Annotated in this window: 16 protein-coding genes and 2 tRNA genes; 11 read left to right on the top strand and 7 right to left on the bottom strand. The window is 64.3% G+C overall.

All coding sequences use genetic code 11. The features are described 5' to 3' along the window. Nucleotides 1-506: 506 nt before the first annotated feature. The gene (locus Q0K12_RS10390; protein ID WP_297262669.1) at nt 507-1,211 is read left to right on the top strand and encodes a DUF554 family protein; all 705 of its coding nucleotides are present in this window, start codon (nt 507-509) and stop codon (nt 1,209-1,211) included. 254 nt (nt 1,212-1,465) lie between these two features. On the opposite strand, the gene Q0K12_RS10385 is transcribed toward Q0K12_RS10390, so the two are convergent. The 3 genes from Q0K12_RS10385 to Q0K12_RS10375 all read right to left on the bottom strand — a co-directional run bounded on the left by Q0K12_RS10385 (nt 1,466) and on the right by Q0K12_RS10375 (nt 3,346). Continuing rightward, on the bottom strand, nt 1,466-2,434 hold the full coding sequence (locus Q0K12_RS10385) for a stomatin-like protein (RefSeq protein WP_297262671.1): 969 nt from the start codon (nt 2,432-2,434) through the stop codon (nt 1,466-1,468). Nucleotides 2,435-2,465: 31 nt separating this feature from the next. After that, on the bottom strand, nt 2,466-2,939 hold the full coding sequence (locus Q0K12_RS10380; protein ID WP_297262667.1) for an NfeD family protein: 474 nt from the start codon (nt 2,937-2,939) through the stop codon (nt 2,466-2,468). Nucleotides 2,940-3,259: 320 nt separating this feature from the next. After that, nucleotides 3,260-3,346 (bottom strand) — tRNA-Leu (locus Q0K12_RS10375). Between the two features lie 281 nt (nt 3,347-3,627). Here Q0K12_RS10375 and Q0K12_RS10370 point away from each other — a divergent pair. From Q0K12_RS10370 to Q0K12_RS10355, 4 genes are read left to right on the top strand one after another with little or no spacing between them, the layout of a single operon-like run. Beyond that, nucleotides 3,628-4,251: a CDP-alcohol phosphatidyltransferase family protein gene (locus Q0K12_RS10370; protein ID WP_297262665.1), complete on the top strand. Its 624-nt coding sequence runs from the start codon at nt 3,628-3,630 to the stop codon at nt 4,249-4,251. Beyond that, on the top strand, nt 4,248-5,174 hold the full coding sequence (locus tag Q0K12_RS10365; protein WP_297262663.1) for a phosphatidate cytidylyltransferase: 927 nt from the start codon (nt 4,248-4,250) through the stop codon (nt 5,172-5,174). Before Q0K12_RS10370 ends, Q0K12_RS10365 begins: the two co-directional genes overlap by 4 nt. A gap of 2 nt (nt 5,175-5,176) precedes the next feature. Beyond that, nucleotides 5,177-5,833: a lysophospholipid acyltransferase family protein gene (locus tag Q0K12_RS10360; protein ID WP_297262661.1), complete on the top strand. Its 657-nt coding sequence runs from the start codon at nt 5,177-5,179 to the stop codon at nt 5,831-5,833. Between the two features lie 18 nt (nt 5,834-5,851). Then, nucleotides 5,852-7,756 carry a bifunctional alpha/beta hydrolase/class I SAM-dependent methyltransferase gene (locus Q0K12_RS10355; RefSeq protein ID WP_297262659.1) on the top strand — a complete coding sequence of 635 codons (1,905 nt, stop codon included), beginning with the start codon at nt 5,852-5,854 and terminating at the stop codon, nt 7,754-7,756. 225 nt (nt 7,757-7,981) lie between these two features. Here the strand turns inward: Q0K12_RS10355 and Q0K12_RS10350 are convergent. Next, nucleotides 7,982-8,068: transfer RNA gene (locus tag Q0K12_RS10350), tRNA-Leu, on the bottom strand. Between the two features lie 176 nt (nt 8,069-8,244). On the opposite strand from Q0K12_RS10350, the gene Q0K12_RS10345 reads away from it, so the two are divergent. Next, nucleotides 8,245-8,772, top strand: coding sequence for a hypothetical protein (locus tag Q0K12_RS10345; RefSeq protein ID WP_297262657.1), 528 nt, complete (start codon nt 8,245-8,247; stop codon nt 8,770-8,772). A gap of 67 nt (nt 8,773-8,839) precedes the next feature. On the opposite strand, the gene Q0K12_RS10340 is transcribed toward Q0K12_RS10345, so the two are convergent. Continuing rightward, nucleotides 8,840-9,049 carry a hypothetical protein gene (locus Q0K12_RS10340; RefSeq protein WP_297262655.1) on the bottom strand — a complete coding sequence of 70 codons (210 nt, stop codon included), beginning with the start codon at nt 9,047-9,049 and terminating at the stop codon, nt 8,840-8,842. A 37-nt stretch (nt 9,050-9,086) separates the two neighbouring features. Here Q0K12_RS10340 and Q0K12_RS10335 point away from each other — a divergent pair, with 37 nt between their 5' ends. The 4 genes from Q0K12_RS10335 to glgP are packed head-to-tail and all read left to right on the top strand — an operon-like array spanning nt 9,087 to nt 18,128. Further along, nucleotides 9,087-11,147 carry an amylo-alpha-1,6-glucosidase gene (locus Q0K12_RS10335; RefSeq protein WP_297262653.1) on the top strand — a complete coding sequence of 687 codons (2,061 nt, stop codon included), beginning with the start codon at nt 9,087-9,089 and terminating at the stop codon, nt 11,145-11,147. 3 nt (nt 11,148-11,150) lie between these two features. Continuing rightward, nucleotides 11,151-12,608, top strand: coding sequence for a glycosyltransferase (locus tag Q0K12_RS10330; RefSeq protein ID WP_297262651.1), 1,458 nt, complete (start codon nt 11,151-11,153; stop codon nt 12,606-12,608). A gap of 2 nt (nt 12,609-12,610) precedes the next feature. Beyond that, nucleotides 12,611-13,864, top strand: a complete 1,254-nt coding sequence (locus Q0K12_RS10325) for a glycoside hydrolase family 57 protein (protein WP_297262649.1) — start codon at nt 12,611-12,613, stop codon at nt 13,862-13,864. 22 nt (nt 13,865-13,886) lie between these two features. Beyond that, the gene (gene glgP, locus Q0K12_RS10320; RefSeq protein WP_297262647.1) at nt 13,887-18,128 is read left to right on the top strand and encodes an alpha-glucan family phosphorylase; all 4,242 of its coding nucleotides are present in this window, start codon (nt 13,887-13,889) and stop codon (nt 18,126-18,128) included. Nucleotides 18,129-18,242: 114 nt separating this feature from the next. On the opposite strand, the gene Q0K12_RS10315 is transcribed toward glgP, so the two are convergent. Then, complete coding sequence (locus Q0K12_RS10315; RefSeq protein ID WP_297262645.1) at nt 18,243-19,229, bottom strand: ROK family protein; 987 nt, start codon at nt 19,227-19,229, stop codon at nt 18,243-18,245. Then, complete coding sequence (locus Q0K12_RS10310) at nt 19,207-19,866, bottom strand: GNAT family N-acetyltransferase (RefSeq protein WP_297262643.1); 660 nt, start codon at nt 19,864-19,866, stop codon at nt 19,207-19,209. The genes Q0K12_RS10315 and Q0K12_RS10310 overlap by 23 nt, the downstream gene beginning before the upstream one ends. A gap of 905 nt (nt 19,867-20,771) precedes the next feature. On the opposite strand from Q0K12_RS10310, the gene Q0K12_RS10305 reads away from it, so the two are divergent. Further along, on the top strand, nt 20,772-21,006 hold a 235-nt coding region (locus tag Q0K12_RS10305; protein WP_297262641.1), incomplete at its 3' end, for a hypothetical protein.

Genomic DNA, 21,006 nt, shown 5'->3' with positions numbered 1-21,006 from the left:
GGGGAACCCCTCCGCCGGCGCGGGAGGGGTTCCCCTTCCCCCCAAGCCCCCCATCCCTTCCCCAGCGCGCTTTTACCGGGGAACGTGTCAGAGACACGGGGCAACCTCGCCCCCCAAGGAGGCGGAGCGTACAGGGCCAAATCCATAGTGTCTATTAAAACATTTTCCGTTTGAGACGCTTCGCGTTTCCAACGGCACGGCCTGTCGTTTTCCCGAAAAAACGCGGGGGTTTCCGCTTACTTTTGTTTGGCGGCACTGTGCCGCTGTCTTACATTTAGCCTATGCAAGGGAAAAACGTTCACAAATAATTTGCAAGATTTGTGTTTACCACCCCTGAATGACGCCGGCGTCCGTCCCCTCTTCCTTTTTCCGCGCCGGCCCGCCCCTTCCTTCTCCCCCTGCCCGAGGCCTGACGTCTCTTTCGTCTTGACATTTCGCGCGGCCTATGTTTCGAGCCATACTCGGATATCCGTTCCCTGTATCATGCGAAAACGTCAGGAGGTTCCATGATCGGCCCCATCATCGACAGCGGATGCCTGCTCGCCGGCGGGCTGGCTGGAGCGTACAGCTCCCACCTCGTTCCCAAACGCATCAAGGAGAGCCTGCCGCCCATCTTTGGCGTGGTCACCCTGTGCATGGGCATGACGCTGGTGAACAAAGTGGCGGCCATGCCCGTCGTCGTGGCGGCGCTTCTGCTGGGCACGCTGCTCGGAGAACTCTTCTTTGCCGAGAGGCTCCTGTCCGCCATCATCAAAAAGCTCCTTCTGGCGACACGCCGCCGGGACATGCCGGTGGACGAGGCCACGGTCCTCAGCCTCGTCACCCTCGTTTCCGCCTTCTGCTTCGGGAGCATGGGCATTTTCGGCGCCGTCACCGAAGCCATCACCGGCAAGCCGGACATCCTGCTGGCAAAGGCGGTGCTGGACATTTTCAGCGGTCTGCTGTTCGGGGCCGTCTTTGGCGGGATCGTGGGCTGCATCGCTCTGCCGCAGTTTGCGGTCCTGGCCCTCTGCTACCTGTGCGGCAACTTCTGCGCCCCGTTCATGACGCCCCCCCTGCTGGGCGACTTCACCGCCTGCGGCGGGGTCATCTTTGCGGCCACGAGCCTGCGGATGTGCGGCATCCGCATGTTTCCGGTCATCAACATGCTGCCCGCCCTGCTCCTTGCGCCGCCTCTTTCCCTGCTCTGGCAGCATATTTTCGGCGCATGAGCGTTTTGCCCCGGCAAAAGGCATACGTGAGGCGGCGACACAGCGCCGTCCGGCCCAACGTGAGCGAATAAAACGCATTTTTTTCACGAAACGACAGGACGTATGGTTTGGGATGCAAAGCGTTTCAAGCTGAAAATGTTCATGCGCGCCCTTTTGGCGAGAAGCGGAGGACCGGCGTCCGACAGCACCCGTAAAAAAGGACGGCCCGGCGATACGCCGTCCGTCCTTTTCCCGGGCCGCTGCCGCATCCCGCTTCATGCACGGGGCGGCTTCTGCATCGTCGTGCGGGCGGAAAGCCCCTCGCCGGGCCGCAGCAGGTTCGTCAGCGTGGCGACCATGCCCGCCACGTCGCCCACATTGGCCGGGATGATGGTGGTCGTGCCGGTCTTGGCCAGTTCACCGAACTTTTCCACATAGGCCTCGGCAAGACGCAGCTGGGCCGCCGCCACGCCGCCGTCGGCCTCGAGACGCCGCGCCACGGAATCCAGACCGTCGGCCGTGGCCTGCGCCACGGTGCGGATCTGCGCGGCTTCCCCTTCCGCCTTGTTGATCATGGCCTGCTTGAGGCCTTCCGATTCGGCAATGGCGGCCGCCTTGGCGCCTTCGGCCAGATTGATCCGGGACTGCATGTCCCCTTCGGACTGGGCGATGGCCGCGCGCTTTTCGCGTTCGGCGCGCATCTGCTTCTCCATGGCTTCCATCACCGAGGCAGGAGGCGTGATGTCGCGTATCTCATAGCGCAACACCTTGACGCCCCAGGCGGCGGTAGCATCGTCGAGCGCCTCCACCACTTCCTGATTGATGCGGGAGCGCTCCTCAAAGGTCTTGTCCATCTCCAGCTTGCCGATGGCCGAACGCAGGGCCGTTTGCGCCAGCTGGATAGCGCCCCACTCGTAATCCGAGATGCCGTAGGCGGATTTTTCGGGCGAGAGCACCTGCAGGAACAGCACGCCGTCGATGCTCACGCTCACATTGTCGCGGGTGATGCAGGTCTGTTCGGGCACGTCCAAAACCTGCTCCTTGAGGGAACGCCGGTAGGCGATGCGGTCAAAAAACGGCACCAGCACATGGAAGCCGGCATGCAGCACGCCGCGAAACTTGCCGAGCCGCTCGACGATGAAAGCGGATTGGGTAGGCACGATGGCCACGCAACGGCTCAGGACCATAACGACAAGGATCAGTATCGCCCCGGAAACGAGCCAGGACATGCTAGAATCATCCATCACGCTTTCTCCTTTCTGAAGAAACTGACGATCATCCCGCAGACCGGGAAGAGCCGTCCGCGACACGGGCGGCCACCCGCAGCATCAGCCCGTCCTGCGGCAAAGCGCCTTGAACGATGACGGGCGTCCCCGCGGGCAGGGACTCCTCCGGCCCCTCAGCCACGGCCCGCCAGAAAGAACCGCCGACCTCCACCACGCCGGGCTGCAGCGGGGAGATGGCTTCGCGCACGCACCCCTGCTGCCCGATCAAGGGATGTTCGACCTCCTCGCCGGCGGGGATCGCCCTGCCGCTGAACAGCCCGCGCCACCAGCCGCGGAGCAGCGCCAAGCTCAGCAGGGACATAACGGCAAAACACGCCATCTGCCAGACCAGCTGATCCACCAACAGCGCAAGCAGACAGCTCGCCAGGGCCCCGAGGCCGAAAAAAAGGAAAACGCCCGCCGGAACGGCAGCTTCCACCGCGCCGAGCAGCAGCGCGGCTATCAGCCAGTACAACGGATCCATGCCCCCTCCCGCGACGACCTTTCAGCGCGTTTTGCCTTGGGAATAAGGAAAACTCGCCGCCCGGCCCCATGTGAACGGAAAATCCGCGCTTTTTCCGCGAAACGACGGGCCGTATGGTTAGAAACGCGAAACGTTACGAACTGAATGCCCTATTGCTGCATATCGAAGAAAATACGCCTTGTCCATATGATGGCGGCCCTCCGCCGCCCGCATCGCCGGCGCATCACGGCTGATCTCCCGTTCCGTGCCGGGCGGCGCTGCCGGCCAAAACCATAACGAAAAAGGCCGTTGCCTTCGATACGGCAACGGCCTTTGAAATCTGGTGCCGAAGGGGAGACTCGAACTCCCACTCCCTTGCGAGAACTAGACCCTGAACCTAGCGTGTCTACCAATTCCACCACTTCGGCGCGAGAAAGAACATAGCGAAAACGGTGACCTCTGGCAAGCTTTTTTTGCCAATTTTTTTGGCGCTCCTTTTTGCGCCGAAAAAACGCCTTTTGTGCGGTCTGGCGGCAGGCACGACTTCTTGCCGGGCCGCTTGCCTGCCGCTGAAAAATGCTGAGGGATACGAGCAGCGGGATAACTTGCCGGATGACGGAAAAGAGCTTGACCAAAAAACTAGCTTAATAGATTGTATGGCCATATGCTTTGCCGCTGCTGACGGCACACCGTCTACCAGGAGGAAAGGATGTCGATCTCGGTCTACAGGCTCAAGCCGGCTTTCGTCGCTCTGCTGCGCCCGTTCGCCCGCGGTCTGGCCGCCGCCGGAGTGACCGCCAATCAGGTGACGGCGGCCGCTTGCCTGCTCTCCCTTCTCTATGCCGCCCTGCTCGCCTGCTTCCCCGACGCCCCCCTGCTGTGGGGACTTCTTCCCGTCTGCCTGTTCCTGCGCATGGCGCTCAATGCCCTTGACGGCATCCTGGCTCGTGAATACCGGCAGCAAAGCCGCCTCGGCGCGCTGCTCAACGAAATGGGCGACGTGGTGGCCGATGCCGCGCTTTTCGCTCCGCTGGCCCTGCTTCCCGGCGTTCCCGCGGCGCTCGTGGCCTGCGTCATCTGGCTTGCGCTGCTGACGGAATTTGCCGGCTTGCTGGGCCCGCTCATCGGCGCTTCCCGGCGCTATGACGGCCCCTGCGGCAAGAGCGACCGTGCGCTGCTGCTCGGCCTGGCGGGCCTGCTGCCGGCCTTGCCTCTCCCCGACGGCTGGCAGGCGAGCCATATCCTCACCGCCGGGCTTTGCCTCTGCGCGGCGCTCATGCTCTGGACGGTCTTCAACCGCCTGCGCGCGGCCCTTGCGGAGTCCGACGCATGAATGCCCTGTCCGTGGCGCTGGCCCTTGTCGGTCTTCTCATCGGCCTGGCCTGGCTGCTTGCCGGCCTTCTGTTGCCGGAGGGCTCGCCTTCCCGAGCGGAGATCCTGTCGCGCATCAGGACGTGGGGAGTCATCTTTCTCTTCCTGCTGCCCGTCCTGCTCGCGCCTTCTCCCTGGCCGTATGTGCTGCTCGGTCTGGTGAGCTTTCTGGCCTTCAAGGAATTCATCACGCTGACGCCTGCCCGGCGTCAGGACAGGTGGGCCTTCCTCTGGGCCTATATCGCCATCCCCTTGCAATATCTCTGGGCGGGAATACGCTGGTACGGCATGTTCATCATCTTCATCCCGGTCTACCTGTTCCTCTTCCTGCCGGTCCGGATGGTGCTGGCGGGGCATCCCAAGGGCTTTTTGCGCGCCACGGCCACGCTGCACTGGGGACTCATGACCACCGTCTACAGCCTCAGCCATATGGCCTTCCTGCTGTCGCTGCCGGACAGGACAGGGCCGCACGGGACGGTCACCGGCGCGTCCATGCTCTTCCTCCTGCTCTTTCTCACCGAGATCAACGACGTCGCCCAGTTCCTCTGGGGGAAGGCCCTGGGCAGGCATGCCGTGCTGCCGCTGGTCAGCCCCCGCAAGACCTGGGAAGGTCTGCTGGGCGGCATAGGCACCACCGCGGCGGCGGCCGTGCTGCTGGGTCCGCTGTTCAGCCCGCTCACGCCGCTCCGCGCCCTTGGGGCGGGACTGCTCATCGGCATCTGCGGCTTTTTGGGAGATGTCGTCATGAGCGCCGTCAAGCGGGACGTGGGCGTCAAGGATTCCGGCACGCTCCTGCCTGGTCATGGCGGCATCCTTGACCGGCTCGACTCCCTGACCTTCACCGCGCCCCTCTTTTTCCATCTGATCTTCTACCTTTATTATTGAGCATGGACGCGCTTTGCCGAACACTCTTTGCTCTTGCCGTCCGCATCGTGACGGTGTTCTGGCTGGGCTACAGCCTGCGCGGCGCGGAGCACCTGCCCCGGCGCGGCCCGGCCATCGTCATCGCCAATCACAACAGCCACCTGGACGCCCTGATCCTGTTCAGCCTCTTTCCCATCGGCCTTGCTCCGTCCATCAGCATCGCCGCGGCGGCCGACTATTTCTTCTCCGGCAGCGTACGCCGTTTCCTGGCGGAACGCTTCGCCGGACTGGTGCCCATCGCACGTCACGGCGGCAGGGATCCGCTGGGCCCGGCGGCCGCCGCCCTGCAGCGGGGGAATGTCCTCATCCTTTTTCCCGAAGGCACGCGCGGCGCTCCGGACGTCATGGGCGACATCAAACCCGGCCTGCGCCATCTGGCGCGCCGCTTCCCGCGTGTGCCGGTCTGTCCGGTCTATCTGCACGGGCCGGGGCGCTCCCTGCCCAAGGGATGCCGGATCCCCGTGCCGATCTTTATCGACATCTGCGCCGGCGCTCCCTTTTTCCCCACCACGGACAGGGAGGCCTTCCCCCGGCAGATACGCAGCCTTTTTGAGAACCTTCGCGCGCAGACGCTCGCCGGACTTGCCGACCCGCAGGACGACGATGACGGATACGCATGATCCCGAACAGGAGCCATCATGACGACATCGACGACATCCCCGCGTCAGGCCGTCTTCCGAACCTTCGCCGCCTCTGACGGCACAGAGCTTTTTTACCGCCACTGGCCGGCCCCGACCCCGCCGGAGGACGGCTCCGAACGGGCCGTCGTCATGCTGCACCGAGGCCATGAGCACTCGGGACGGATGGAGCATATCGTCCAGGAACTGGGGCTGGATCGCTTCCATTTTTTTGCCTGGGATGCGCGCGGGCACGGCCAGTCCCCCGGCAGGCGCGGCGACGCGCCGGATATCGAGACCCTCGTGCGGGATGTGGACGGATTCGTCCGGCACATCGCCGCCGCGCACGGCATCCCGCCGGAAAACATGATCGTGCTGGCCCAGAGCGTCGGCGCGGTGCTTGCCGCCGCCTGGGCGCATGATTACGCGCCGCCGGTACGCGGCCTCATCCTCGGCTCCCCGGCCTTCAGGATAAAGCTGTATGTGCCCTTTGCCCGGCAGGCCATCGCGCTTCGCCTGAAGCTGTGCGGCAACTTTTTCGTCAATTCCTACGTCAAGGCCGGCCTGCTGACCCATGATCAGGAGCGCGCCGCCTCCTTCAGGGCGGATCCGCTGATCAGCCGCGCCGTCTCCGCACGCCTGCTCACAGGGCTGCATGCCTTGTCCGAACGCATCGTCGCGGACGCCTCGGCCATTGCCGTTCCCGTACAGCTCTTCATCTCGGGCAGTGACGTGGTCGTCCGGCACGGGCCGCAGCACCGTTTTTACGAGGCCCTCCCGCATCCGCTCAGCGAGCGTCACGTCCTGCCGGGATTCTTCCACGATACGTTTGGCGAGCGGGACCGCGACCAGGCCTTCGCGGCCATGCGCGCCTTCATCGACAGCGTTTTCGCGCCGCCTCGGGAGCGCGGCACGAGCCGCCTGCCCGCTCCCGTCCGTTCCGCCCTGCTCTGGGCGGACAGGGTGGGGCCGTCGGCCCGTACCTACAGACGACTGGAAGCGCCGCTCCCCCTCAGCTCGCTCCGGGGACTGGGCTTCCGCCTGCTGCGTCGATTGCTGCCGCTGGCGGCCCCGCTCTCGCCCGGCCTGAAGCTGGGGCGGGATACCGGCTTCGATTCCGGCGCCACGCTGGATTACGTCTACCGCAACACTGTCGGCGGCCGTACGGCGCCGGGTCGCCTGCTGGACGGGATCTACCTGAACAGTCCCGGCTGGACGGGCATCCGCCGCCGCAAGGAACTGGTGGAAGAACTGCTGGAGCTTGCCGCGCGCCGCCTCCGCACGGAAGGGCTGCCGGTGCGCATCCTGGACATCGCCGCCGGACATGGCCGCTATGTGCTGGACATGCTGGAAAAGATCGGCCCGGACGGCTGGGATGAGGCACTGCTGCGGGACATCGACCCGCACAATGTGGAGATGGCGAGGCGGCGCGCTACGGAACGCGGCCTTGCCGGCAGGGTGCGCTGCGTCACGGGCGACGCCTTTGACGCCGCCGGTCTCGCGGCGATCCGTCCACGGCCGACGCTGGTCGTGGTCTCCGGCCTGTACGAGCTTTTTCCCGACAACGGGCCGGTGCTGGCCTCCCTGCAGGGACTGGCGGCGGCCGTGGCGGACGTCGGCTATCTTGTCTACACCAACCAGCCGTGGCATCCGCAGCAGGAGCTCATCGCCCGCGTGCTGACCAGCCACCGGGGCGGCAGACCGTGGATCATGCGCTGCCGTTCGCAGACCGAAATGGACAGTCTCGCGGCGGAGGCCGGGTTCATCAAGACCGATCAGCGCATGGAGACGCAGGGGATATTCTCCGTCGCCCTGGCCCGACGCATGTCCGCCCAGAGCGTCGATGCCCAAAACGCCGATACCCGGGACGACGACGCCGGAGACGACGACAAGCTTGGGGATAGCAGGGCGTCCTTGCCGGCCTGACGCCGCGCGCCCGCGTCGCGCTCTTCCCGCTTACGAGCGTTTTCCGTTTGAAACGCTTCACGTTTCAAACCATACGGCCCGTCGTTGCGCGGGAAAAAACGCGGGCATTCCGCCTGCCTTGGACCGGGCGACGCTGTGCCGCCGCCGCGTGTCCTGCTTTTTCAAAGGCGGGATGCCCTAAAAAAACAGCCGGAACCCCTGAGGATTCCGGCTGCTGCTTTCCACTGGTGCCGAAGGGGAGACTCGAACTCCCACTCCCTTGCGAGAACTAGACCCTGAACCTAGCGTGTCTACCAATTCCACCACTTCGGCGCGAGAAATACCATAGCCGGAGACAGCCCCCTTGGCAAGCCTTTTTTTCATCCTTTGCCGTTTTTCCGCAAAATTTTCTGTAACCATCTTGAAAAGCAGACAGATTTTATCCTTTGCCTTTCACGGCGGCCCGCACTAGCATGAAAAGCGATCCCGCCCATTACAGGAGACCCCGTATGGCCAATGATTTTCAGCACTATTTCCGCCTCTGGGAGGCGAACTTCCCCCAGCGACGGGACGTCCGCTGGGCGGACGGCTATCTGCACAACGCCTATTGCGCGGACTGCCGCTACTGCTGCGGGCCGCAGGATTCCGCCACGCCCTTTCCCATGCCGCTGCTGCCCGCGCAATGCCATGCGCATCTGGAAGACGACTTTTATCTGCTCGATCCCACGACGCCTTGTCTGGATGACCGGGGCTGCAAGTCCTGTGGGCCGCAGGGCTGCCGCCTGCCGCGACCGCGACGGCCCATCGCCTGCGGCCTCTTCCCCATCGTCCTTGTCCATGACGCCCTCCATCTCTATCAATGCTGTCCCGCCGCCCTGCACCTGCCGCTGCGGGAATGGGTGCATCTGGGGGAACAGGCGCGCGACTGGCTGCTGACCTTTGCGCCTGCCGACCGGCAGCGGCTGTGCCTCTCGCTTTCCCCGGAAACGCTGGCGGAAAATTATATCGACCTCCATCTTGCCTTGTCGGACAAGTAGTAAGGACATCCGGCAGCCCCATCCCCGGGCGGACAGACTCCGACCGCACGCGGTGTCCGTCCCCAGCTCACCACGCTTCCACACGACGCTTTCCTGCGACTTTTTTGACGCGGGAAAGCGTATTTTTGTTTTTGGGGCGCATTTCTCCCTGTGAAACAGAGACAAAGCGGAAGAAACCTGCTACATTTTTCTCAAAGGAGGATACCCGCCCATAGCGTAGCGGCGCAATCATCGTCACCGGGCACACAGCACCACATTTCCCCTGCTTGCGCATCATACCGACAGGACACTTTCACCCTTCAAGGATGTGACCCATGCAGTTTCTCTTTGATCGTCCCGCCTGTCAGAATCTTCGCAAATCGCTTCGGCGTGAATGGCTGGAGACGAACGGGCTTGGCGATTATGCTTCAAGTACGCTGGTTTGTTGCCATACCCGCAAATATCATGGTTTGTTCGTTACGGAGCTGGCCCGTCCGGCAGGCCGGCATGTGCTGCTCTCCACCCTGGAAGAATCCTTGCTCATGGCCGACAGGGAATTTTTCTTCTCCTGCCGCAAGCATCCGGGCGTCTATTATCCTCGCGGCCATGAGTACATGCAGTCGGCCGGGCTGGGCTGCCTTCCCCGCTTCCGCTACCGCTTCGGCGACGTGTTCGTCACGCGCGAGCTCATGTTCCTACCCGGCCGCCATGTCCTGCTCATCCGCTATGAGGCTGCCGTCACCAGCCCGGAGACGCCCCCCCTGACCCTGCGCCTCAAACCCTTGCTGGCCTGCCGCAACATGCACGCCGTCCGGCACGCCGGCGGTTCGCCCGCCGCTGCCGCTTCCCCCACCCTGTTCGGCGTGAGCGTCCAGCCGGATCCCGCCCTGCCGCCGCTTTTCCTGCAGGTGGACGGCGCATCCGTCTTCCGCTCCGCGCCGGACTGGTATTATGCCGTCGAATATCTGGCCGAGCAGGAACGCGGCTTCGATTTTCAGGAAGACCTGCTCATGCCCGGCGTCTTCGATATCGCCCTTGAGCCCGGGAAGCCCGTCTACTTCACCGCCGCCACGGAGAGCCTGCAGCGCGAGCATGCGCGCCATGCCCTTGATGCCCTCTGGCAGGCCGAGCAAGAACGGCGTCTTGCGGCGGAAGAAGCGGCGCGGACCCTGCAGGGGCAATTATGCCGGGAGGGGGAACGCTTCCTCTGCCGGACGCCCTCCCTTGCGCCGGCGGAGACTCCCTCCGCCCTTCCGGACGCCGTGGTGGCCGGGTATCACTGGTTCGGGGCCTGGGGGCGGGACACGCTCATCGCCCTGCCCGGCCTGACCTTCTTTGCCGGCCGGCGGGAAGCGGGCGAGCACATCCTTGCCTGCCTGGGCGCCGCCGTCAAAGACGGCCTCGTCCCCAACGTCTTTTCCCCGGACGGCAACCATGCCTACAACTGCGTGGATGCCTCGCTCTGGTATGTCTGGGCCGTACAGATGCTGCTCAAGACCGCTCCGGACCGGCTCGATTTCGTCAAGCGCCACTGCTGGCCGGCCATCCGCGCCATCATCGAGGCTTACCGCGGCGGCAAGGCCCCTCACGTCACCCCCGACGCCGAAGGCTTCCTGAACGTGGGGGACGCCACCACCCAGCTCACCTGGATGGATGCGGCCGTGCACGGCCGTCCCGTCACTCCCCGGCACGGACAGCCCGTGGAGATCAGCGCCCTCTGGTTCAATGCGCTGGCCTTCGCCGACGATCTGGCCCGCCGTCTCGACATCGCCCACTGGCAGGACAGCCGGGAGCAGCGCGCCCGCATGCGGCTGGTCTTCCAGCATCGCCACTGGATCAGCGATCCCCTTGGCGATTATCTGGCCGACGTCTGGCGCGAAGGGGAGCAGGACAGGCGGGTACGGCCCAATCAGCTCTTTGCGGTCTCCCTGCCCTATCCCATCCTGGAAGAGGACGCGTACGCAAGCGTGGTCTCCCGCGTGCGCCAATGCCTGCTGACGCCCTACGGCCTGCGCACGCTGGCCCCCAGCGCAGCGGAATACCGGCCGCTCTATGAAGGCGGCCCGGAATCCCGCGACAGCGCCTATCATCAGGGCACGGTCTGGCCGTGGTTGCTGGGCGCGTACGGGGATGCCCTGCTGCGTGCCGCCTGGGACGAGGAGGGGGCCGTGCGGGATACCCTGCAGACCCTCACGCCCCTTTTCAGCCGCCACCTGCGGGAGGCCGGCATCGGCAGCCTGTCGGAGATCTTCGACGGCGACCCGCCGCATCTGCCGGACGGCTGCATAGCGCAAGCCTGGAGCGTGGCCGAATGCCTGCGCCTGCTCGTCACCCTGCAAAAGGCCGCCCCGGGATGCTATGCCCGCTGGGAGAGCCAGCTCACGCAAGGAGAATAGACCATGCGCGTGCTCATGTTCGGTTGGGAATTCCCTCCCTTCAAGAGCGGCGGCCTCGGCACGGCCTGCAAGGGCATGGCCTCGGCGCTGGCCGCCAGGGGGACCGGCGTCGTCTTCGTGCTGCCGCGCACCGGCCACAGGCAGCCGCAGGAGACGGAACCGGGCCTCACCCTGCTTTCCGCCTCCGGCACACGCCTGCATGGCGGCCTTGCCCGCGTCCGCCATGCGGGGCCGGCCCGGGGGGAACGTCGCTTCGTGACGGGAAACGAATGGTACGCTCTGGATGCGGCCTTGCGCCGGATCTGGGAGCACAGGCTGCATCTGGAATATATCGACTCCCCCCTGCACCCCTATCTGACGGAGGAAGGCTACCTGCGCGAATACGGCCAGTGGGCCGCGCGGGACCGGCTGACGGCGGGCAAGCGCGCGCAACGCTCCATCCTGCATGAAGCGGGGATGGACCGGCTGCCGGGGGACGCCGCTTCGGCTGACGTGCCGCGCCCGGACAGGGAGATCCTGCTGCACGGCGGCTACGGGCAGGACCTCATGCAGGAGGTGCGGCGCTATGCCTGCGCTGCGGCCGCCATTGCCCGCCGCACGCCCTGCGACGTCATCCATGCCCATGACTGGATGACCTATCCGGCGGGCATGCTGGCCAAACAGCTTACCGGCAAGCCGCTGGTCGTCCATATCCATGCGCTGGAATCCGACCGCAGCGGGCACAACGTCAATCAGGCCATCGCCGATCTGGAACGGGCGGGCATGGAGGCGGCCGACAAGGTCATCGCCGTCAGCCATTACACCAAACAGCTCGTCATGCGGGATTACGGCATACCGGAGGACAAGATCGTGGTCGTCCACAATGCCGTGTCCCGCAGCGACATCACCCGAACCTATCCCCTGCCGCCGCTGTGCGCCCACGAAAAGCGCGTGCTCTTCATGGGACGCATCACCTACCAGAAAGGGCCGGACTACTTTGTGGAGGCCGCCCGCCTGGTGCTGGACCGCCTGCCGCATACCCGCTTCATCATGGCCGGCAGCGGCGACATGCTGCCGCACATGGTACGCCGCGTAGGCCAGTTGCGCATGGGCAGCCGCTTCCATTTCACGGGCTTCCTCAAAAACGAAGACGTGGACCGCATGTACGCCATGAGCGACGTCTACGTCATGCCCAGCGTTTCCGAACCTTTCGGCATCGCGCCGCTGGAAGCCATGGCCTACGACGTGCCGGTCATCGTGTCCCGTCAGTCGGGCGTGGTGGAGGTGCTGCGCAACGCCATCCGGGTGGACTTCTGGGATGTGCGCGAAATGGCCAACAAGATCTGCGCGCTGCTCACCTATCCCGTGCTGGCCGCGGAAGAGGTGCGCAACTGCCGTGAGGAACTGAAGCATATCCGTTGGGAAAATGCCGCCGGCAAGATACGAGCCGTCTACGATAGCCTTGTGACAGGGAGGAACTGATCATGGCCGCCGTCTGCTTCTACTTTCAGGTGCATCAGCCCTACCGCCTGCGCCATTACACCTTTTTCGACATCGGCGCGGACGCCTTTTACGAAGATGAGAACGCCAATTGCGACATCCTCCTCAAGGTCGCGCGCAAATGCTATCTGCCCATGAATGCCCTGCTGCTCTCCCTGATCCGCCGGCATGAGGGACGCTTCAAGGTGAGCTTTTCCCTTTCCGGCACGGCGCTGGATCAGTTCGTGGCCTACGCGCCGGAGCTCATCCAGAGCTACCGGGAGCTCGTCGCCACCGGCTGCGTGGAGCTGCTGTCCGAGACCTACAACCACTCCCTTGCCTTCCTCTATTCGCCGGAAGAATTCCGGGAGCAGGTGCGCCTGCATGACGACCGCATCGAAGAGCTTTTCGGCGTCCGTCCCACGGTCTTCCGCAATACGGAGCTCATTTACAACAACGCGCTGGCCCGCGCCGTGGAAGACATGGGCTATGCCGCCATCCTGGCCGAAGGCGCGGACCATGTGCTGGGCTGGCGCAGCCCCAACTATGTGTACCGGCCGGCGGGCTGCGGCAGGCTGAAACTCCTGCTCAAGAACTACCGCCTTTCCGACGACATCGCCTTTCGCTTCTCGGACCGCAACTGGCCCGAATTCCCGCTGACCGCGGAAAAATTCGCGCACTGGGCCGGGACGGCCGCCCTTTCGGGCGATCTCATCAATCTGTTCATGGATTACGAGACCTTCGGCGAGCACCAGTGGGAGGCTTCCGGGATCTTCCAGTTCATGGAGGCCCTGCCCGACCGGCTCCTGCGCCTGCCGGGCTTCCGCTTCGTCACGCCGTCTGAAGCGGCGGCGGAACACGAGCCCGTGGCCGAGCTGGACGTGCACAACTTCATGTCCTGGGCCGATGCCGAACGCGACCTCACAGCCTGGCTGGGCAACGACATGCAGCATGACGCCATCGAGACCGTCTACCGCATGGAGGAACGCGTCAAGGCCCGACGGGACGACGGCCTGCTGCGCACCTGGCGCAGGCTGCAGACATCGGATCATTTCTATTACATGTGCACCAAGTGGTTCGCGGACGGAGACGTGCACAGCTACTTCAATCCCTACGGTTCACCCTATGACGCCTACATCAATTACATGAACGTCATGGCGGACTTTGCCCTGCGGCTTGACGGCGCATCAAGGCTGGGCCACTCTGTGGGAATGCCGCCCCGCACGGACACGCACCGTCCTGCCGGCCACCTCGACTGAACCCCAACCAAAGGACGAGCAGATGGATCATGATTTGCGCAAAAGCCTGCTGTTTGAAGTCAGCTGGGAAGTCTGCAACAAGGTAGGCGGCATCCATACCGTCGTCAGCAGCAAAGCGCTGGCCGCCGTCGCCGCCTTTGGCGACAACTATTTCCTGCTCGGTCCCGACCTGGGCGACAATGCCGGATTCGAGCCCTCGGACGAGCCCTGCTGGCAGCAGCTGCGCCCGCTCCTCGAGCAACGCAACCTTGCCTGCCGCTTCGGCCGCTGGAACATCCCCGGCCGGCCCAAGGTCATCCTGGTGGGCTTCCGGGAGCGCTACAATCAGGGCCAGCTGCTCTACGCCCTCTGGAACCGCTTCGGCGTGGACTCCATCTCCGGCGGCTGGGACTATGTGGAACCGGTCATGTTCAGCACGGCCTGCGGCGAAGTCATCGAGATCGCCGCCAAAGCGCTGGCCGAAACGGAAGGCGGGCCCGTGCTGGCCCATTTCCACGAATGGATGTGCGGCGGCGGCCTGCTCCATCTGCGGCAGCACGCGCCTTCCGTGGGCACGGTGTTCACCACCCATGCCACCATGCTGGGACGGGCCATGTCCGGGGCGGGCTTCGACATCTACAAGCAGATGAAGCAGATCAATCCCAAGCGGGAAGCCGACTCCTACAACATCACGGCCAAGCATTCCATGGAGTCGGCCTCGGCCCGGGAAGCGGACTGCTTCACCACCGTCAGCCGCATCACCGCCGACGAGGCCGCCCATTTCCTGGGCCGCGTGCCGGACGTCATCACCACCAACGGCATCGACCTTGCGCCCATCCCCGACTTCGCGGCGGACCGCAGCCGGCCGCGGCGCGCCCGCGGCAAGGTGCTGGAGGCCGCCCGCCGCCTGCTGCGCCGTCCCTTGCCGGACGATACCCGCATCTTCATGATCTCCGGCCGGTATGAGCATCACAACAAGGGCATAGACCTCTTCCTCGACGCGCTGGGGCAGGTCAACAAGGACCTGGCCAAATCGCAGACCTGCCTGCTGGCCCTGTGCGCCGTCATGGGCGGACACAGCGGCGTCAATCCCGACGCCGTGAGCGGGGATGCGGACAAGAAGCCCCCTTACGGCCCCCACTGGCTGAGCAGCCACTACGTCTACAATCCCGCGCAGGACCCCATCATCACCTCCTGTCTGCGGCTGGGACTGGACAATGGCCCGGAGGACCGCGTTCAGGTCATCTTTGTTCCCGCCCTGCTCAACGGCGAGGACGGTTTCCTCAACATGCCCTATGACGAGGTGCTCAACGCCTGCGATCTGGGCGTCTTCCCCTCCTGGTACGAACCGTGGGGCTATACGCCGCAGGAGAGCGCCGCCCATGCCGTGCCCACCATCACCTCGGATCTGGCCGGATTCGGCCTCTGGGTGCGGGAACAGAAACTGCTGGGACACGGCGTGGACATCATCAACCGCAGCCAGCCCAGTTATGAAAGCAGCGTCGCCGCCCTGCGGGATCTGCTGCTGGAAAACGCCTCCCTTTCCGACGACGACCTGCAAAAGCGGCGTGCGGAAGCTCGCCGGCTCAGCACCCGCTGCACCTGGCAGGACTTTTTCGCGTACTACCGGGAGGCCTATGCCCAGGCGCTGGAAAAGGCCGCCCAGCGTGCGCCGCGCGAACAGCAGGGGCAGCAGTCCCTGACCCGCGTGCTGGAAGCAGCCATGTCCGCCACGCCGACCCTGCACAGCTTCTCCGTGGCCGCACGCCTGCCCGCTCCCATCGCCCGGCTGCGGGAACTGGCCCATAACCTCTGGTGGTGCTGGCATCCCGAATGCCATCCGCTTTTTGAACAGCTCGATCCCGACCGCTGGCGGGAAAGCGGCCATAATCCCGTCATGGTGGTGGAGCGAGCCGATCAGGTCCGCCTGCAGGCGCTGGCGGAAAATGCCGACTACCTCCGTCTCTACGAGCGGACCCTTGCGGCCTTTGACGCCTACATGGCCGAGCCCTGCGTGGACTACGGCGACCTTTCCCCCGAACATCCCCTTGCCTACTTTTCCACGGAATACGGCCTGAGCGAATGCCTGCCCATCTATTCCGGCGGGCTGGGCGTCCTTTCCGGCGACCATCTCAAGTCCTCCAGCGATCTCAACATACCGCTGGTCGGCGTGGGCCTGCTGTATAAATACGGCTATTTCCGCCAGCGTCTCGATGCGGGAGGGCGGCAGGTGGCCACCTATGTGCAGAACGACTTTTCTCTGCTGCCCATAGAGCCCGTTCTCGACCCCTACGGCGAACAGCGGGAGATCATGCTCCAGCTTTCGGGACGCCGCCTCTTTGCCGCCATCTGGATGGTGCGTGTGGGCCGGGTGCGCCTCTACCTGCTGGACAGCGATGTCGCCAGGAACACCGACGAGGACCGCAAGATCACCGCCCGCCTCTATGAGGCCGACCGCGACATCCGCCTGCGGCAGGAGCTGCTGCTCGGACGCGGAGGCGTCCGCCTGCTGCGCGAGCTGGGCCTCAAGCCCGCCGCCTATCACATGAACGAAGGGCACTCCGCCTTCCTCATCTGCGAACGGTTGCGCCAGCTCGTCATGGAAAGCGGCCTCAGCGTGGCCGAAGCCGGAGAAGTGGTGCGCGGCAGCACGCTCTTCACCACCCATACGCCCGTGGATGCGGGCAATGAACGCTTCGCGCTGGACCGCATGGAGCCCTATTTCAAGAGCTTCACGCAGATGCTCGGCATCTCCTGGCAGGACTTCGTCCATATGGGCCGCTATGCCAACAGTGCGCGGAACATCTTCGAGATGACGGTACTGGCCCTCAACTATGCCTACCGTTCCAACGGAGTTAGCCAGTTGCACGGGCATGTTTCCCGCCAGATGTGGCGCGAGGGCTGGCCGGGCGTCCCCCCGGCGGAGATCCCCATCGGCCATGTGACCAACGGCGTGCATGTGCCGTCCTATGTGGGCCCGGCCATGCGTCCGCTGCTGGATGGCTGCCTCGGCCCGAACTGGGAAGCCTTGCCGCCCGACGCCCCGCAGTGGGACAGCATTTCGGAGATCCCCGACGATGCCCTCTGGTCAGCCCGGCAAAGCCAGAAAAAGCGGCTCATCGACGCCATACGCAACAGTCTGCCCGCCTTCTGCAAGACGCTCGGCGTGCCGCACGAGACCCAGCGGCAGATGACGCAGCGCCTGTCCCCGGCCTCGCTGGTCATCGGTTTTGCGCGGCGCTTTGCCCCCTACAAGCGCGCCAATCTGCTCTTTGCCGACATGGGCCGCCTGCTGCGTCTGCTGGGGCAGCAGAACCGCCCGATCATCTTCGTCTTTGCGGGCAAAGCCCATCCGGCCGATACGCAGGGCAACGACATCCTGCAGGAGATCGTCCGCAAGGCAGTTTCCCCTGAGCTGGCGGGCAAGGTCTTCTTCCTGCCGGATTATGACCTTGCGACCTCCCGCCTGCTGGTGCAGGGCTGCGACGTCTGGCTCAATACGCCGCGGCGTCCCTACGAGGCCAGCGGCACCAGCGGGCAGAAAGTGCCCGTCAACGGCGGCATCAACCTCAGCGTCTCGGACGGCTGGTGGTGCGAAGGCTATCTTGGCGACAACGGCTGGACCATCGGCGCCGCCGCAGGCCCGGACAACTCGCCGGAACAATGCGATTACGATGACGCCGAAAGCCTGTACAGCCTGCTGGAAGAGGAGGTCGTGCCCCTGTACTTTGCGCGTGACGCCCAGGGCTTGCCCGCCCAGTGGCTGCACATGGTGCGGCGCTCGCTGCAAAGCCTCGTGGCCCGCTACAGCTCGCAGCGCATGGTCAGCGATTATATGCAGGATTACTATCTGCCCGCCGCCGTACGCGGCAGGGAACTGGAAAAGGACAATTTCGCACTGGCCCGCCGCCTTGCCGCCTGGAAAGCCGGCGTGGCCGGACGCTTCGCCAGCGTGCGCATGGATACCATCCGCATCGACGGTCTTGGCGGCGACGACGCCTCGGCCGATCAGATGAAGGTCAGCGTGCGGCTCCACCCCGGCGACATGCTTGCGGAAGAACTGCTGGTGCAGCTCGTGGCCGGCCCCGGCGACGGCGCCAACTTCATCGGCAGGCCCGATACGGTGACCCTGCATCCTCGCAAGGAAGGATCAGGGGAGATGCTGCTGTATGAGGGAGCCTATACGCCTTCCCACAACGGGCTGCACATGTACGGCGTGCGCGTCATGCCTGTTACGAAGGGACTGGATTCCCCGCTGGAAACGCACCTCGTTCTCTGGGGCTGAGCCCGACAGACCGCCGCGACGGCAACGCATACGCGGGGAGATCTTCCCGATCTCCCCGCGTTTTTCTGGCCGTGCCGCCCCCTCGCGTTTTGCCTTTTTCCAAGGCTGAACGGCCTATCCTTCCCGCCCCCGGTCTGCCGGGGACAGCATGGCCGCCGCCAGCCAGGCCGCTCCCCACAGACCGCTCAGCTCCGTTGCGTACCGCCGCAGGGGGATGCGCTCAAGCACACGCAAACGGGGAGCGCAGAAAAAGGCCTTGATGAAGGCGGGGTGGCTCGGCAATTCAGGATGCCGTTTCACCATCCCCCCGGTCAGGTACAGTCCGCCGTAACACAGCGTAGACAGGGCCCACTGCGCGCACACCCGCCCCATGAAGCGGGCATACCAGCGCAGGGTCTCGCCTTCATGCTCCAGATGGCGGGCCGCCCCCTGCGGATCCAGCTCCTCGCCGCTCAAGTAGGCATGCAGGCAGGCAAGGCCCCGGCCGGACACCACATCATCCCCGGTCACCCAGTCTCGACCGAAACGTCTGGCGGCAAAGGCCGAAAAATCCGCCTCATCCCGTCCGATGAAGGGAAAGGGCGCGTGCCCGAATTCCGCCGCGAACGCACGGCGTCCCTTGTCCGGCCCGCTCCCCCTCAGCGGGACGAGCTGCGCCGCGCCCAGTCCCGTACCCGCGCCCAGCACGGCCTGGACGCCGTCCGGCACAGGCTCAGGCCCAAAAACGGGACGCGCCTGCTTGCCCACCTCGGTCAGGCAGGCATAGGCCTCGCAAACAAAGTCATTGGCCAGACGGCAGGGGCACGGCTGACCGCCTCCCTCATCCCATTCCGTCAGATCAAGCCGTACATCGGCATTGCTCGTCGTGGCATGCAGCGGATCGAGCACCGGCCCCGCCACACCGACGACAAGGGAGGACAGCTCCTTTGCCGCCATCCCCACGGATGCCTCCCATTGCTCACGCAAGGAAGCAATATCCTTCACCAGAGACGTTTTCCCCGTCGCGGCCCGCTCAAGGCGCAGGCCGCCCTGCTCATCCTGCGTGAACAGGCCGTAGCGGGTATGCGTTCCCCCAAGATCAACAGCGCCAAGCAAGGGCATACTCTTCCTCCCGTTCCACACGTTGGACAAAATCAGCAGCACACAGGACAAACAACTCGTGTGGCATGTGCTCGCTCCGGTATTCCTTATGATAACTGCCGCACTTGCGCATCTTCAAGCGTTGCGCCACAGCGCGCGAAGCCGTATTCCCCACCTTGATACAGGCAAAAATCTCCGACAGGCGCAACGATCCAAAGCCGAAACGCAGACAGGCCCGTGCCGCCTCCGTGGCATAGCCTTTCCCCCAGTGCCGCCGCGCCAGCATATAGCCCACTTCGGGAACGTACAAATCCTGCGGGCCGGATTCACGGAGGAATCCGGGCAAAGGCCCTGTTGCCGTCGGGGCAAAACCGGCAGCCACAGACACCAACGAATTAACGGCCTGACATGACTGCATGGTCAACCCGCATTGACCGATCAGCTCCCCAGTGGCACGCAAAACGATGACCAGCGCCCCGAAGCCGGGGGTAGTATAGCGCGACTGCTGGCGGGCGATCCAGTCGCGAACTTCCCCATCTGAAAAGGTATGGCCCCAGGCCCGCATGACCTCGGCATCCTGCAAATAGCGGCAAAGGGCCGGAAAATCGCTTTCTTCCATAGGCCGTAGAAGACAACGAGGAGTGGTTATCTCAACCATGAGAACTCCTTTCTCACGCATCCGGCATCCCAAGAGCAAGGCTACGGTACTCCTGTCCCCAACACGCACACTTGCCGGCTCTGCCCAAAGCAACCGAACGGCAGGACGCGACATGCCACCATATCAGCGCCGAGCCCACAAGGCAGAACAGCAGCCTTGCGATCATCGTGCCCTCCATCCACGTCATAATGCGTTTTCCCTGCCGCTGACAACAGCTACCCGCAGCCTTATCCTGCCACTGATCACTCAGCGAACATAACCTTACCCAAGGTTGCAACGACAAGCCTTAACAACATTCAGCAACGACCCGGACACCGTACCGTCATCCAACTACACCCAAGACAATATACCCCAGCCGCTGGGCAGAGGCCGTACCTGCACCGCAAAAGAAAGCACCTCATCGCCTCACAATCGCGAAAAGGAGAAACGCCCGCATCAGCTCACCGCGCTTGCCAGCCACTCAGACACAGCGCACGGAATCATCAAAGGAAAGCCTTTTACCCAGCCTCCTGGCATAGCGACTCTCCCCATACGTCCCAACGCCCCCACACCCTGCTTACAGGCGTAAGCGCGGCATGGGCGGAGGAGATCGCCGCCCCGCAGGGGCGGAAGCTCCGACGCCGCCCGAACGCTCGTCACGCGCCATGCGCGGGACAGCGGAAGGGCGATGCCCAATGCCGCGCGGCAGGGAGGAGGAAGGGGGGACTCCCTGAGCAGATTTACAGATCGTCACGGTTGGCTGCCCTAACGCGGGGTTGGGGGTCGTAGGGGGTAAGGGGCTGCGCAAGCCCCTTATCCCCTGCCCCATCTCTGCTGTCGATGCCCGTAAGGCTCCTGCGTCGCCTAATGGGCACGGCCCTTTCGGGCCGTCATTCGGTCGCCCGCCGGGAGGCGACCACGCCCGGATGCCGGGCAGCATCCGCGGGCCAGCGGAAGAAAAGGGAGCCATGTTCCAGCGAAAAAATCGATGCCCACGCCAGGGGCAAGCCGAAGCCACAAAGCAGGGCAAAGAAAAAGTATTCCGCAGCGAAAGAGCACGGAAAAGAAAGCAGAAAGGGGAGAAGATAACGTACAGAAAGTTTCGCACATTTAAAAATGGAAGCAGCTCGCCAAGCAGGTTAGGATTTGTTTGCGAAGACC

It is taken from the genome of uncultured Desulfovibrio sp., assembly GCF_944324525.1.
GTDB lineage: Bacteria > Desulfobacterota > Desulfovibrionia > Desulfovibrionales > Desulfovibrionaceae > Desulfovibrio.
The sequence above is the reverse complement of the archived record's forward strand: the minus strand, read 5'-3'. Positions and strand labels throughout refer to the sequence as shown.